The organism is Sphingopyxis fribergensis, from assembly GCF_000803645.1.
Classification (GTDB): Bacteria; Pseudomonadota; Alphaproteobacteria; order Sphingomonadales; family Sphingomonadaceae; genus Sphingopyxis; species Sphingopyxis fribergensis.
Genome location: NZ_CP009122.1, coordinates 1,039,424 through 1,050,783, shown reverse-complemented (window position 1 = coordinate 1,050,783; position 11,360 = coordinate 1,039,424). Strand labels below are relative to the sequence as shown.

Here is an 11,360-nt window from a genome sequence, read left to right as displayed (position 1 = left end):
TTTAAACCAGCGAGATGTCCGGGGCATCTTCCTGTTTCATGCCGACCGTGTGATAGCCCGCGTCGACATGGTGCGTCTCGCCGGTCACGCCGCTCGCCAGATCGCTAAGCAGGTAGAGCGCCGAGCCGCCGACATCGTCGATCGTGACGTTGCGGCGCAGCGGGGCGTTATGTTCGTTCCATTTCAGGATCAGGCGAAAATCGCCGATGCCCGAGGCGGCGAGCGTCTTGATCGGCCCCGCCGAGATCGCGTTCACGCGGACGCCCTGCGGGCCGTAGTCGTTGGCGAGATATTTGACGCTGGTTTCAAGCGCCGATTTCGCAACGCCCATGACGTTGTAATGCGGGATCACCTTTTCGGCGCCATAATAGCTGAGCGTGAGCAGCGAGCCGCCGCCCTTGCCCGTCTCGGCGTCGAACGGCGTCATCATCGACGCCGCGCGCTTGGCGACTGCGGTGAAGCTGTAGACGCTGATGTTCATCGTCATCAGGAAGTCGTCGAGCGTGACGTCGGCATAATGGCCGCGCAGCGCCTCCTTGTTGGTATAGCCGATCGCGTGGACGACGAAGTCGATCGTCGGCCAGCGCGACGAGAGCGTCGCAAAAGCCGCGTCGAGATTGTCCATGTCGGACACGTCGCAATCGATCAGGAAATCGCAGCCAAGCTCGTCGGCCAGCGGCTTGACGCGCTTCAGCATCACGTCGCCCTGATACGAAATCGCCAATTCTGCGCCGTGCGCGTGCAGCGCCTTGGCAATGCCCCAGGCAAGCGATTTGTCGTTCGCAAGGCCCATGATCAACCCGCGCTTGCCTGTCATCAGACCCGTCATTTTTTGTCTCCGGTATTCACATCGTCGACGCGCCCAATAGCGTCGTGGCCCAAATCCTCAACCTCTACCAAGGCAGCATTGAGTTCGGCGCCCATCACCATACCCAATCCGACGAGATAGAAAAAGAAGAGCGCGACCATCACGCCCGCGAGGCTGCCATAGGTCGCATCATAGCTGAGCAGGCTGGCGAGCAAGGGCGGCAGCGCCAGCGTCACGCCGATCCACCAGAGCGTCGTGAACAAGGCGCCCGGCCATTTCGGGCATTTAAGCTGGCGGTATTTCGACGGCGTCAGGCTGTAAAAGAGCATGTAGATCGCAAGGAACAGCCCGGCACCCGACACGCTTCGCGAGATCAGGACGACGCCCCACGCCTGATATTGTTCGGGCAGGAAGCGGGTGACGAATTGTTCGATGCCGACGATCAGCACCTGCATGCTGAACGACAGCAGCATCAGCACGACCGCGCCGGTAATGATGCCGATCGACAGCAGGCGGTAATGAAAGAAGCCCTTGCTGAAATGCGTGCCATAGGCGCGGCGTAAAATATCGCGCACCGTTTCGATCAGGCTGCCGACCGTCCACAGCGCGACGAGCGCCCCGAGCCACAGGAAGATGCCGGTGCGCGCCGTCATCACTTCGCGAATAGGGCCTGACAGCGCCTTCGCGACCGTCGGCGGCATCGTCGAGAACACAGCCTCGACCGCGCGTTCGCCGCCGACGCTTCCCCCGAACAGGCTGAGCGCGGCGGCGAGCAGGATGAAAAAGGGGAAGAGCGCGATCAGCGCGAGATAGGCGAGATTGCCGGCGTGGATGAACCCGTCGGTATAGGTGCCGACGACGACGCGGCGAACGATATGATAGGCGCGCGTACCGGGGGCTAGCTGCTCGCGCCCGCGCTCGATAAGCCCCTCGGCGCGGGTGCGCAGCTTGACGCGCTTGGCGCGCTCGGCGCGCGCTTCGGGCGAATGCGGCGAATGGCCCTCGGCCAGAAACTCCTTGCCGACCTCGTCGGCGACCTCGCGCTCGAGCGCGGCAACGATTTTCTGGTCCTTGGCTTCAGCCACGCATCACACGCCCAGATCCGCCCGCACGTCGCGCGGATCGTTCCATTCGCTGAGCAGCTTCACCAGCGCCTCGTCGTCGGCGGGCAGGTCGACCATCAGGCGCACCAACTGGTCGCCGCGGCCGCCGCTTTTCTGGCTGAAGCCCTTGCCCTTGAGGCGCATCACCTTGCCCGACGAGGAGCCGGCAGGGATCGACAGCATCACCGGGCCGTCGACGGTCGGTACCTTGATCTTCGCGCCCTTGACCGCTTCGTTCAGCGTCACCGGCAAGTCGAGGCGGATATTGGCGCCCTCGCGGACGTAAAAGGGATGATCCTTGACCGTGATCGTCACGATGCCGTCGCCCGTGCCGCCCGGACCCGCCTGCCCCTTCCCGGCTAGGCGCATCTGGGTGCCGGTCTCGACCCCGGCGGGCAGTTTGAGATCGATCGTCGCGCCATCGGCGAGCGCGATGCGCTGCGGTGCCTGCGTCGCGGCGTCGATGAAGCTGACCGACAGGCGGTAGGCGACATTGGCGCCCTTGGGCGGCGGCGAGCTGCGCCCGCCGAAGCCGCCGAAGGGTCCGCCGCCCGAACCGCCGCCGCGGCCGAACAGTCCTTCGAAAATATCGCCAAAATCGGCGCTCTCGTTGCCGAAACCGCTGAAGCCGCCGGGCCCCGTGCGCTGATCGCCGCGGAAACCGCCGCCACCGCCATAGCCGAACGGCATGGCGGGATTGCCCTCGCCGTCGATTTCGCCGCGGTCATATTGCGCGCGCTTGGTCTTGTCGGAAAGGATGTCATACGCCTTGGTCACGTCGGAGAATTTCTCCGACGCGTTCGGATTGTCCTTGTTCTTGTCGGGGTGCAATTCCTTGGCGAGCTTGCGGTATGCGGACTTGATTTCCGCTTCGCTTGCACTCTTCGCAACATTCAGGGTGGAATAGGGATCGGCCATTTTGCTCCTGTAGCCCGATAAGTGACTGGGCGTGAAGCCCGATTGCACGTCGATGTGGTAATGTGCCGCACAAGGTCAAGTTCCCTCACGATCGCGCTCGACCATGAACGCACGGCGCATTATGACCGCGCGCATGACGACCGATCCCTTTGCCCTGTTCGATAGCTGGTTCGCCGAAGCGCGGGCGAGCGAGCCCAATGACGCCAATGCGATGGCGCTGGCGACGACGACGCCGAATGGCCATCCGTCGCTGCGCATGGTCTTGCTCAAGGGGCACGGACCCGACGGCTTTGTTTTCTATACCAATCTCGACAGCCGCAAGGGCGGCGAATTGGCGGCGAACCCGCAAGTCGCGCTGCTCTTTCACTGGAAATCGCTGCGGCGGCAGATTCGTATCGAAGGCGCAGTGACGCCGGTAGACGATGCGACCGCCGACGCCTATTTCGCAACGCGCAGCCGCGACAGCCAGCTGGGAGCATGGGCGAGCGACCAGTCGCGGCCGCTCGCCGACCGCGAGACGTTCGAGGCGCGCTTTGAAGAAATGCAGGCGCGATTCGACGGTCAGGACGTGCCGCGTCCGCCGCGCTGGTCGGGCTGGCGCGTTAATCCTTCGGCTATCGAGTTCTGGCAGGACCGTGCACACCGGCTGCACGAGCGCACCCAGTTCCGCCGCGCCGGCGATGGTTGGACGAGAGGATTGCTGTACCCATGAGCGCCGCACGCCGCATTCCGATTACGCAGGTCGATGCCTTTGCCGACCGGCCGTTCACCGGCAATCCCGCGGCGGTGATGCCGCTCGAGGAATGGCTCGACGACGCAACGCTGCAAGCGATCGCGGCGGAAAATAATCTCGCCGAAACCGCCTTTCTGGTCCCCGACGAGAGCGACGAGGCCGATTATGAGCTGCGCTGGTTCACGCCCGGAGTGGAGGTCGCGCTATGCGGCCATGCGACGCTGGCGAGCGGGCATGTCCTGCTGACCGCGGCGCAGTGGCGGAGCGACATGACCTTTCGCACCCGCAAGGCCGGCATCTTGCGTGTCGCACGAAACGGCGAGGACAACGGCTACAAGATGGCGCTGCCCGCTTACACCCCCGCGCCGAAGCCGATGCCCGACATCGTCCGCGCGCTGGGCGGCGATCCGGTCGAGACGATGTGGCACGATGGCGGCTATGCGCTGATCGCCTACCCCGACGCCGCGAGCGTGCGGGCGCTGGCCCCCGACCTGGGCGCGCTGAAAGAGGGCGGCGACATCCTCTATATCGCGACCGCGCCCGGCGCCGGCGATCCGTCGGGCGCCGACGTCGTCAGCCGCGCCTTTGCGCCGGGGGCCGGGATCGACGAGGATCCGGTCACGGGGTCGGCGCATAGCGTAATCACCCCCTATTGGACCGTGCGGCTGGGGCGCGACCGCTTCGCGGCCTATCAGGCGAGCGCGCGCGGCGGGCATGTCGGCTGCCGCCTCGACGGCGACATGGTCGAACTGACCGGGACCTGCGTCACGACGCTGGTCGGGGACTTTTTGCTATAGAGCTGCCGTCAAGTCGGCGAGATGTCGGCGGAGCGCGGGGAACTGATCGTCGTTGGTGACGCCGAGCCGCACGATCGTCAGCCGTTGCGATGGCGAGACGATGATATATTGCCCCTGATGGCCGATGCACGCGAACAGGTCGTTCGGGCCGCGATCGGGCCATAAGGCAGGAGTCACGCCCGCAGGCCGCCGGCGGTTCAGCCAGATATGCCCGCCATAACCCGCGTCGTTCGCCGATGGGGTCAGCATGAATTTCATCCAGGTTTCGGGGAGCAGCCTTTGGCCATTCACCACGCCATGGTTACGCAGGAACTCGCCGAATTTCGCATAGTCGCGCGCGGTAGCGTGCATGATCGACCCGCCGATCATCGTGCCCTTCGCATCATATTCGGGCGTCAGGCTGGTCATGCCGAGCGGTTCGATCAGTCGCCCACCGATGAAGTCGCGCATCGCATCGCGCCGCGCATCGGGGTTTTGCGACGGGGTCAGCGTATCGGCCAATATGTCCGCGAGAATGACGCTGGTCGCAGAGCTGTAGTTGAAAACCTCGTCGGGCTGCGCCGCGGCGGGTTTAGCTTCGGCAAAGCCCGCCATGTCGCCCGCGCCGCCGCCGAACAGCATCGCGACGGTATCGCCCTCCCACACCGGGTCGCCATTTTCGACATGCTCGAGCCCCGAGGACATATGGAGCAGATTGCGCAGCGTGATCGCGCCGCGCGGATCGCCGCTGCGCTGCCACGCATCGACGGGTGCGGGGCCGTCGAGCGACAATTGCCCGTCGGCGACGAGGAAGCCGGTGAGAACGGCTGTGATGCTTTTTGCCATCGACCAGCTGATCAGCTTGGTTTCGGGACCGAAGCCCGCGGCATAGCGTTCGTAGATCGGCTCGCCGTCGCGCAGCACGAGCAGCGCGCGCGTCTGGCCCACATCGTCGGCGTCGGTGAACAACGCATCGGCGCGCGCGCGGATCGCGGTCGGAAGCGCGGGCAGCGGCTGCGGCGTATCGACCGCCAGGGCGCCGTCGAGCGAGGCGCCGAATTTCGGCGACGGCGACGCGGGCGCCATATTGCCCTGCCCCGACGCCTGGCTGAGCGACCAGATGCCGAGCATCGCGAGGGCGGCACTTGCCAGCAGCCGTTTTTTCGTGATCATGGATAAAGTGAATAACATCAATCCGACCGGGCCGACAACGGGCGAGACGCCGGCCCCTGTACCAGCCCCACTACCAGCCTCTGTGCCGCCGCCCGCGGACCCCGTATCACCGCCGAAAAAACCGAGCCGCTGGGGCGGCTGCCTGCCGTGGGCGATCCTCCTCGCGGTGCTGCTGGCGATCTTCGCGATCTGGAAATTTCCGTCGTTCCGGGCGCAGGCGGAGCTTGGCTCAGCCTATGCCGCGCGCGTCGGCTGTTCGTGCCGTTATGTGCAGGGGCGCAGCCTTGAAAGCTGTCAGAGCGATTTCGAGCCGGGCATGGAAATGATTTCGCTGAGCGAGGACCCCGCGACCAAGACCGTGACCGGCAGCGTGCCGCTGCTTGCCTCGCGCAGCGCGCGCTATGCGGGCGCCAGCGGCTGTTTGCTCCGCCCCGAAAACTAACGCCAGAAGCGGCGCACCAGAAGCGCGGCCACGGCGGGCAAGCCGAACACGGCCAGCGCGATGCCCGCTTCTTCGCCCCAGCCGTAACCGGCATGGAGCACGCCTACGAGCAGATTGCCCATCGCGACGAGCAGCCACAGGATGAGGAACAGCCGCGTCGCCCACGCCGCATCCCTGATCGTCAGGCGCAGCAGGATCAGCAGGGCGAGCCCGGCCAGCAGCATGATCGTCGTGTGCGACATCTTTATTCCTCCCCTTCAGCCGGCAGAATATCCGATCGATGGCGGCGGCGCCATTCGCCGGGTGACATGCCGATCTTGCGACGAAAGATTGCGCACAAATGCGCGTGGCTGGAAAAGCCAGTCGCAAAGGCGATCTCGGCGATCGACAGCGGGCGGTTCATCAGGAACCAGCAGGCGTGGCGGAGCCGCTGGCGCAGCACATATTGCGCCGGGGTGCGCCCGGTCGCGCGCGCGAAATGGACGATCAGGCTGTTGACCGACATGCCCGCCTCGGCCGCCATATCCTCGACCGTCAGCGACACCTCGAGCTGCGTCTGGATATAGACCATCAGATCGTTGATGCGCTCGGTGATCGCGGGCGAATCGGGACGCCCGACCATTGCACCGAGCGTCTTGGCGAGGATCGCGACCAACGGACCGGCCGCGGCTGCATCGCCGCCGAGCAATGCCCGCATCAGCGCCGCCAGCGCCAGGTCGTGATGCGCCGCCAGCGCGCGCGTATCGGGGCCAACGACCAAAAGCGCAGCGGGTATTTCGACCTCGATCGTGCGAACCGCGCCGCCCTTTGCGGCGCCGCGATAGATATGGCCGGCAGGGATCAACCACATTTCGCCGGGCAGCGGATCGCCGAGCGACGTTCGCTGATCGTCCAGCCAGGTTTCGAGCCAATGATAGCTTCCCGCCTCATACAGAATCAGCACATGGACATCGCGCTCGATCGTCCAGTTCGACGGGCCATCGATCCGGTCAACGATCGAGGCGACCCTGAGTCCACCCACTTCCATTGCATGAGTATGGCAAGAATGGGAGAATGTGAAAGCCTGCTATATCCCCCAATAATATGGTTAAATCGCCCCACCCAAAGTCCTCGGCCTTAGTCGCAGCCGAGACAAATCAGGCGTGTGCGAGACCGAATAGGCGTGCCCCAGACACGCATGAACAGACCCCCCCGACGGCGGGCGGCACAATCGCCGCCCGCCACTTTTTCTCGTGCGAAACGATGGTCTTATTTAGTTTTGGCTGAGGAATTCATCCATGGCCAGGTTGACCGCATCGGGCGCGTCCCACGGCACGAAATGGCCGCAGTCGGGGGCGTGGACGATCGTCACATCGGGCACCAACTCCTCGATGCCGTCAAGATTGCACGGCGGCAGCGCGACATCGTCGAGCGCCCATATGACGAGCGTCGGGATGGTCAGTTTCGGGAAGGGCGCCGCCGGCGAGTCGGCATAAGGCTCGTCCATCGCGGGAACCACGGCGGGCGAACCGCGATACCAGTTGATCATGGCGCGGCACGTGTCGCGATCCTCCCAATCCTTGAGCAGCCGGGCGATCTCGTCAGGCGGCTGGATGCCGCCGCTGGGCACGCGTCCTTCAAAAGCATGGGCGAGAATGCCGGCGATGCCATGCTCCTCGATGATCGTGTCGCTCGCCGGGTCGCGGAAGGTCCGGATATATTGGCTCGCCGCGCGCTGATCGGCGTTCGTTAAGAGCAGATGCTGGAAGATGCCCGGATGCGGTGCGTTGGCGATGACCGCGCGCGTCACCCGGCCCGCCCACGCCGGATGCAGCCCGCCCGGCTGGCCGCCCAATGCAACACCCCATGCGATCGCCCCGCCCCAGTCGTGACCGACGATCGTGAATTCGGCGACACCCAGCGCATCGGCGAGCGCGAAGATGTCGGCGATCAGCTTGTCGGGGGTGTAGGATTGCGCATCCTGTGGCTTCGACGAGCCGCGATAGCCGCGCTGGTCGGGGGCGATGCAGCGGAAGCGATCCGCGAAATGCGGCAGCTGATGGCGCCAAGTGCGATGCGATTCGGGAAAACCGTGGAGGAAGATCAGGACCGGCGCATCGCGCGGCCCCATGTCGACGACATCGAGTTCGACTCCGGTCGTAAGCTTGACGCGTTGTAGTTCGAAATCGCCGATCATCGACATTGCTCCCTCGGGCTCTTTTGGTTTCTTTTCAAAACCAATCTGACGGGGATCGTTGCGGCTGGCAAGCCGCTGCTACCGATAAGCCACTTCGCAAGCGTATAAATTCGCCGAACCACCGGAGCCCTTTACACTGGCAGTACGCCAGTCCGGCGAAAAGGAAATCTCTGCTTTCGCAGGGGGAGATGAAATCCAAACATTGTGCGAGCCATCAGGGGCATCCCACAATTGGGTAATCCTGCCAGTTCCCCACGAAGACGAGTAGCGTTTCTTCGAGAAATTGAAACTTATGACAAATTTGCTGGAAACGCCGTCTATGCACGCACCATCGGGTGCGCAGTGTAGAGTTCCGCTCATGCCGCAACGAGCAGAGACGGCTTGCTGACTAGCGGTGGCTGCAGTCGATGTCGCACATAAGGCCATCAACAAGGCAACGCGAATAGCTCTCATGGTCGGCTCCCATCACGGAATAAAATGGCCGCTACCAGCCAATACCTTACTTTAAGGATAGCTCACCGTCTTCGGCACCTCGGGGATTGGGATGAATTCCTCGCTGTCGCCGGGGACAAGCGGAAATTTGCGTTCCTTCCAGTCGTGCTTCGCCTGATTAATGCGGTCGCGGCTCGAGCTTACGAAATTCCACCAGACGTGGCGCGGCGTCTTGAACGCCTCGCCGCCGAGCAGCATCACGCGCGCATCGCTTTCGGCGCGCAGCGTCATCGCCTGTCCGGGCTTGAGGATATAGAGGCTGTGGCGGTCGAGCGCCTCGCCATCGAGACTTGCATCGCCCAAGGCGACGAGCACCGCGCGCTCATCGGCTTCGGCCTCGATCGGGATCGTCGCGCCCGGGTTCATCAATATGTCGGCGTAGATTGTCGCGGCATGCTGCGTGATCGGTGAGGTCGCGCCCCACAGGCTGCCCATGATGACGCGCGCGGACACGCCATTATCCTCGATCAGCGGCAGGTCGTCCTTTGCGACATGTTCGAACGCCGCGTCGATCTCTTCCTTGCCATCGGGCAATGCGAGCCAGGTCTGCATCCCCGAAATGCCCGATCCGGTCGCGCGTTCGGCGGCGGGGGTGCGCTCCGAATGGACGATACCGCTGCCCGCCGTCATCAGGTTACAAGCGCCGGGGCGGATCGTCGCGAGCGTGCCGAGGCTGTCGCGATGGTCGATCGCGCCCTCGAACAAATAGGTGACCGTCGCGAGGTTGATGTGCGGGTGCGGGCGCACGTCCATCCCGCGGCCGATATCGAAATGCGCCGGGCCGAACTGGTCGACGAAAATGAAGGGGCCGACCATCGTGCGTGCCTTGTTCGGCAAGGTGCGGCGCACTTCGAAGGCGCCCAGATCGTGGGTCGAGGGGGTGATGACGTCGAACATCAATCAAGCCTTTCCAGTGTTTTCTTGGTCTTTTCGGTTTCGACATTGCCGGTGTTCAGCGTCGAATTGGGTTCGAGGAGCAGCACCTGGCATTCGCCGTCCAGCGCCTCGGGGCAATGCTCGGTGCCGTGCGGCACGATGATGAATTCGCCGGGCTCGACGATCACGTCGCGGTCACGAAACGCCATCTTCATCCGCCCCGCGACGACGAGGAAGAGTTCGTCCTCGACATGATGATGGTGCCAGTCGAACTTGCCCTCGAGTTTAACCAGCTTGACCTGAAAATCATTGATATCACCCGCGACGCGCGGGTTCCACGCGTCGGGAATTTTCGTAAAGGCGTCGGCAAGGTTCACCTTGTCCGGCATCGTCATTCTCCCGGTGCGGTCGCCTTGATCGCGAGCGCGTGGACGCGCTGCCCCGGCAGGTCACCGAGCGCCTTGTTCACCGCGCGCTGGCGCGCGACGCGGTTCATCTCGGCGAAGCCCGCCCATTCGATGGTCAGGCTGAAATGCGATTCACCCGATCCGTCATCGCCGGCATGGCCGTGATGGCTGGCGCTGTCGTTGTTCAGGACGAATTTTGCGTCGGGAAAGGCTGCGGTGAGCAGGCTTTCCATCTCTTGCTGTGCGGGGCCTTTGCTGCTCATGGGGTTGACCATAAGCGCTTCGTCGCCAAATTATAAGGCCTCCCGAAGGTCAGCCTCCCCGATTTGCGAAAGCCTGTTGTGCCGTCTCCCTCCCGTCCCAGTCGATTCCATGGTCGCGTCCCGCGCGAAGAGCCGTGCGCCGTACCCGGATGCCGCGAACCCGGTGAATTTCGCGCGCCGATGTCGTGGACGCGCTCGCCCGACGGCCCGCCGCAATATCGCTGGCTGTGCCTCGACCATGTGCGCGAATTCAACGCGGGTTATAATTTCTTCGAAGGCATGACCGCCGACCAGATCATGGACGCGCAATCGCCAACTGCGGGCTGGGAGACCGAAAGCCGCACTTTTCGCGCCGCGGGCAGCGCCGACCTGCCGCCGCGCTGGGCCGATTTCCGCGACCCGATCGACGCACTGGGCGCGCGGTTCCGCCAGCGGATGGACGAGGCGCGGCGCGAGGCGGCGAATCCCGGCCTGTCGCGCGAGGAGCACGCCGCGATGCAATTGCTCGCGCTGCCCGCAGGCGCCGACCGCGCGGCGCTTCGGCGGCGCTACAGCGAACTCGTGCGCAAATATCATCCCGACCGGAACGGCGGCGATCGCAGTTTCGAAGCAAGGCTGGGTGAAGTAGTGCAGGCGTATCAATTGCTGAGGAAGACCAAGGCTTTCGCATAGGGAAACGCATGATGACCGACCTGAACGAAGCCCGGATCGAAGTGGTGCGCCGCCATATGGCGCTGGAGATCACGCATGATTGGGACGGCGTTATCGCGACCTTCGACCATCCGCGCTACGAGTTGCTCGGGCCCGGCACCGTCTTCGACGGCGAGACGGCGGTGCGATCCTATTTCGCCGCGTCGCGCGAGCCCTTTCCCGACCAGGCGAACGAGGTCATCGCGATCGCCGCCGATGAGAGCACGAACACGGTGCTGGTCGAATTCTGGCTGACCGGCACGCATCTCGGCCCGCTGAAGCTCGGCCTCAGGACGATCGAGCCGACGGGCAAGGCCTTTCGCATTCGCATGGCCGCCAGCTTCGAATTCGGGGCGGGCAGTGACAAGATCGTGTGTGAACGTCCCTATTATGATCAGTCGGCGGTGATGAAGGCGCTTGGCCTGCTCTGAAAAGGCGTTGCAAGCCGCAACCCATGACGATACCGCGCTAGCGACTCTTCCCTCTCCCCTCAAGGGAGAAGG

At 64.0% G+C, this 11,360-nt stretch carries 15 protein-coding genes; 5 read left to right on the top strand and 10 right to left on the bottom strand.

From position 1 onward, the window contains the following. Nucleotide 1 precedes the first annotated feature (1 nt). From fabI to SKP52_RS04870, 3 genes are read right to left on the bottom strand one after another with little or no spacing between them, the layout of a single operon-like run. Nucleotides 2-829: an enoyl-ACP reductase FabI gene (gene fabI, locus SKP52_RS04880; protein ID WP_039572370.1), complete on the bottom strand. Its 828-nt coding sequence runs from the start codon at nt 827-829 to the stop codon at nt 2-4. Further along, nucleotides 826-1,893, bottom strand: coding sequence for a YihY/virulence factor BrkB family protein (locus tag SKP52_RS04875; protein ID WP_052207834.1), 1,068 nt, complete (start codon nt 1,891-1,893; stop codon nt 826-828). The genes fabI and SKP52_RS04875 overlap by 4 nt, the downstream gene beginning before the upstream one ends. A 3-nt stretch (nt 1,894-1,896) precedes the next feature. Beyond that, on the bottom strand, nt 1,897-2,829 hold the full coding sequence (locus SKP52_RS04870) for a DnaJ C-terminal domain-containing protein (protein ID WP_039572367.1): 933 nt from the start codon (nt 2,827-2,829) through the stop codon (nt 1,897-1,899). A gap of 133 nt (nt 2,830-2,962) precedes the next feature. Here SKP52_RS04870 and pdxH point away from each other — a divergent pair, with 133 nt between their 5' ends. Both pdxH and SKP52_RS04860 read left to right on the top strand, forming a co-directional pair. Continuing rightward, on the top strand, nt 2,963-3,541 hold the full coding sequence (pdxH, locus tag SKP52_RS04865) for a pyridoxamine 5'-phosphate oxidase (protein WP_039579829.1): 579 nt from the start codon (nt 2,963-2,965) through the stop codon (nt 3,539-3,541). Beyond that, complete coding sequence (locus tag SKP52_RS04860) at nt 3,538-4,359, top strand: PhzF family phenazine biosynthesis protein (RefSeq protein WP_039572364.1); 822 nt, start codon at nt 3,538-3,540, stop codon at nt 4,357-4,359. Before pdxH ends, SKP52_RS04860 begins: the two co-directional genes overlap by 4 nt. On the opposite strand, the gene SKP52_RS04855 is transcribed toward SKP52_RS04860, so the two are convergent. Then, nucleotides 4,354-5,511, bottom strand: coding sequence for a serine hydrolase domain-containing protein (locus tag SKP52_RS04855; RefSeq protein ID WP_039572362.1), 1,158 nt, complete (start codon nt 5,509-5,511; stop codon nt 4,354-4,356). The two genes, SKP52_RS04860 and SKP52_RS04855, sit on opposite strands and share 6 nt — an antisense overlap. On the opposite strand from SKP52_RS04855, the gene SKP52_RS04850 reads away from it, so the two are divergent. Continuing rightward, nucleotides 5,510-5,953: a hypothetical protein gene (locus SKP52_RS04850; protein ID WP_187337295.1), complete on the top strand. Its 444-nt coding sequence runs from the start codon at nt 5,510-5,512 to the stop codon at nt 5,951-5,953. The genes SKP52_RS04855 and SKP52_RS04850 overlap by 2 nt on opposite strands. On the opposite strand, the gene SKP52_RS04845 is transcribed toward SKP52_RS04850, so the two are convergent. The 6 genes from SKP52_RS04845 to SKP52_RS04820 form a co-directional block, all read right to left on the bottom strand. Next, a complete protein-coding gene (locus tag SKP52_RS04845) occupies nt 5,950-6,195 on the bottom strand; it encodes a hypothetical protein (protein WP_039572360.1) in 246 nt (81 codons plus the stop codon). The genes SKP52_RS04850 and SKP52_RS04845 overlap by 4 nt on opposite strands. Nucleotides 6,196-6,197: 2 nt before the next feature. After that, on the bottom strand, nt 6,198-6,974 hold the full coding sequence (locus tag SKP52_RS04840; protein WP_160292364.1) for a helix-turn-helix domain-containing protein: 777 nt from the start codon (nt 6,972-6,974) through the stop codon (nt 6,198-6,200). Between the two features lie 231 nt (nt 6,975-7,205). After that, nucleotides 7,206-8,129 (bottom strand): alpha/beta fold hydrolase, encoded by a 924-nt coding sequence (locus tag SKP52_RS04835; RefSeq protein WP_039579823.1) that lies wholly within the window; start codon nt 8,127-8,129, stop codon nt 7,206-7,208. Between the two features lie 504 nt (nt 8,130-8,633). Beyond that, nucleotides 8,634-9,518 (bottom strand): pirin family protein, encoded by an 885-nt coding sequence (locus tag SKP52_RS04830; protein WP_039572357.1) that lies wholly within the window; start codon nt 9,516-9,518, stop codon nt 8,634-8,636. After that, nucleotides 9,518-9,886 (bottom strand): cupin domain-containing protein, encoded by a 369-nt coding sequence (locus SKP52_RS04825; protein ID WP_228383826.1) that lies wholly within the window; start codon nt 9,884-9,886, stop codon nt 9,518-9,520. The genes SKP52_RS04830 and SKP52_RS04825 overlap by 1 nt, the downstream gene beginning before the upstream one ends. A gap of 2 nt (nt 9,887-9,888) precedes the next feature. Beyond that, nucleotides 9,889-10,167: a BolA family protein gene (locus SKP52_RS04820; RefSeq protein ID WP_039579819.1), complete on the bottom strand. Its 279-nt coding sequence runs from the start codon at nt 10,165-10,167 to the stop codon at nt 9,889-9,891. A 180-nt stretch (nt 10,168-10,347) separates the two neighbouring features. Between SKP52_RS04820 and SKP52_RS04815 the strand changes: the two genes are divergently transcribed. After that, nucleotides 10,348-10,839 (top strand): J domain-containing protein, encoded by a 492-nt coding sequence (locus SKP52_RS04815; RefSeq protein WP_228383825.1) that lies wholly within the window; start codon nt 10,348-10,350, stop codon nt 10,837-10,839. Nucleotides 10,840-10,847: 8 nt separating this feature from the next. Next, the gene (locus tag SKP52_RS04810) at nt 10,848-11,288 is read left to right on the top strand and encodes an ester cyclase (RefSeq protein ID WP_228383824.1); all 441 of its coding nucleotides are present in this window, start codon (nt 10,848-10,850) and stop codon (nt 11,286-11,288) included. The last annotated feature ends 72 nt before the right edge of the window (nt 11,289-11,360 follow it).

Bases quoted from the DNA above. Each gene is read 5' to 3' on its own strand.
- fabI (WP_039572370.1), bottom strand. From the start codon at position 829: ATGACGGGTCTGATGACAGGCAAGCGCGGGTTGATCATGGGCCTTGCG.
- SKP52_RS04870 (WP_039572367.1), bottom strand. From the start codon at position 2,829: ATGGCCGATCCCTATTCCACCCTGAATGTTGCGAAGAGTGCAAGCGAA.
- pdxH (WP_039579829.1), top strand. From the start codon at position 2,963: ATGACGACCGATCCCTTTGCCCTGTTCGATAGCTGGTTCGCCGAAGCG.
- SKP52_RS04860 (WP_039572364.1), top strand. From the start codon at position 3,538: ATGAGCGCCGCACGCCGCATTCCGATTACGCAGGTCGATGCCTTTGCC.
- SKP52_RS04850 (WP_187337295.1), top strand. From the start codon at position 5,510: ATGGATAAAGTGAATAACATCAATCCGACCGGGCCGACAACGGGCGAG.
- SKP52_RS04855 (WP_039572362.1), bottom strand. From the start codon at position 5,511: ATGATCACGAAAAAACGGCTGCTGGCAAGTGCCGCCCTCGCGATGCTC.
- SKP52_RS04845 (WP_039572360.1), bottom strand. From the start codon at position 6,195: ATGTCGCACACGACGATCATGCTGCTGGCCGGGCTCGCCCTGCTGATC.
- SKP52_RS04835 (WP_039579823.1), bottom strand. From the start codon at position 8,129: ATGATCGGCGATTTCGAACTACAACGCGTCAAGCTTACGACCGGAGTC.
- SKP52_RS04830 (WP_039572357.1), bottom strand. From the start codon at position 9,518: ATGTTCGACGTCATCACCCCCTCGACCCACGATCTGGGCGCCTTCGAA.
- SKP52_RS04825 (WP_228383826.1), bottom strand. From the start codon at position 9,886: ATGCCGGACAAGGTGAACCTTGCCGACGCCTTTACGAAAATTCCCGAC.
- SKP52_RS04820 (WP_039579819.1), bottom strand. From the start codon at position 10,167: ATGAGCAGCAAAGGCCCCGCACAGCAAGAGATGGAAAGCCTGCTCACC.
- SKP52_RS04815 (WP_228383825.1), top strand. From the start codon at position 10,348: ATGTCGTGGACGCGCTCGCCCGACGGCCCGCCGCAATATCGCTGGCTG.
- SKP52_RS04810 (WP_228383824.1), top strand. From the start codon at position 10,848: ATGATGACCGACCTGAACGAAGCCCGGATCGAAGTGGTGCGCCGCCAT.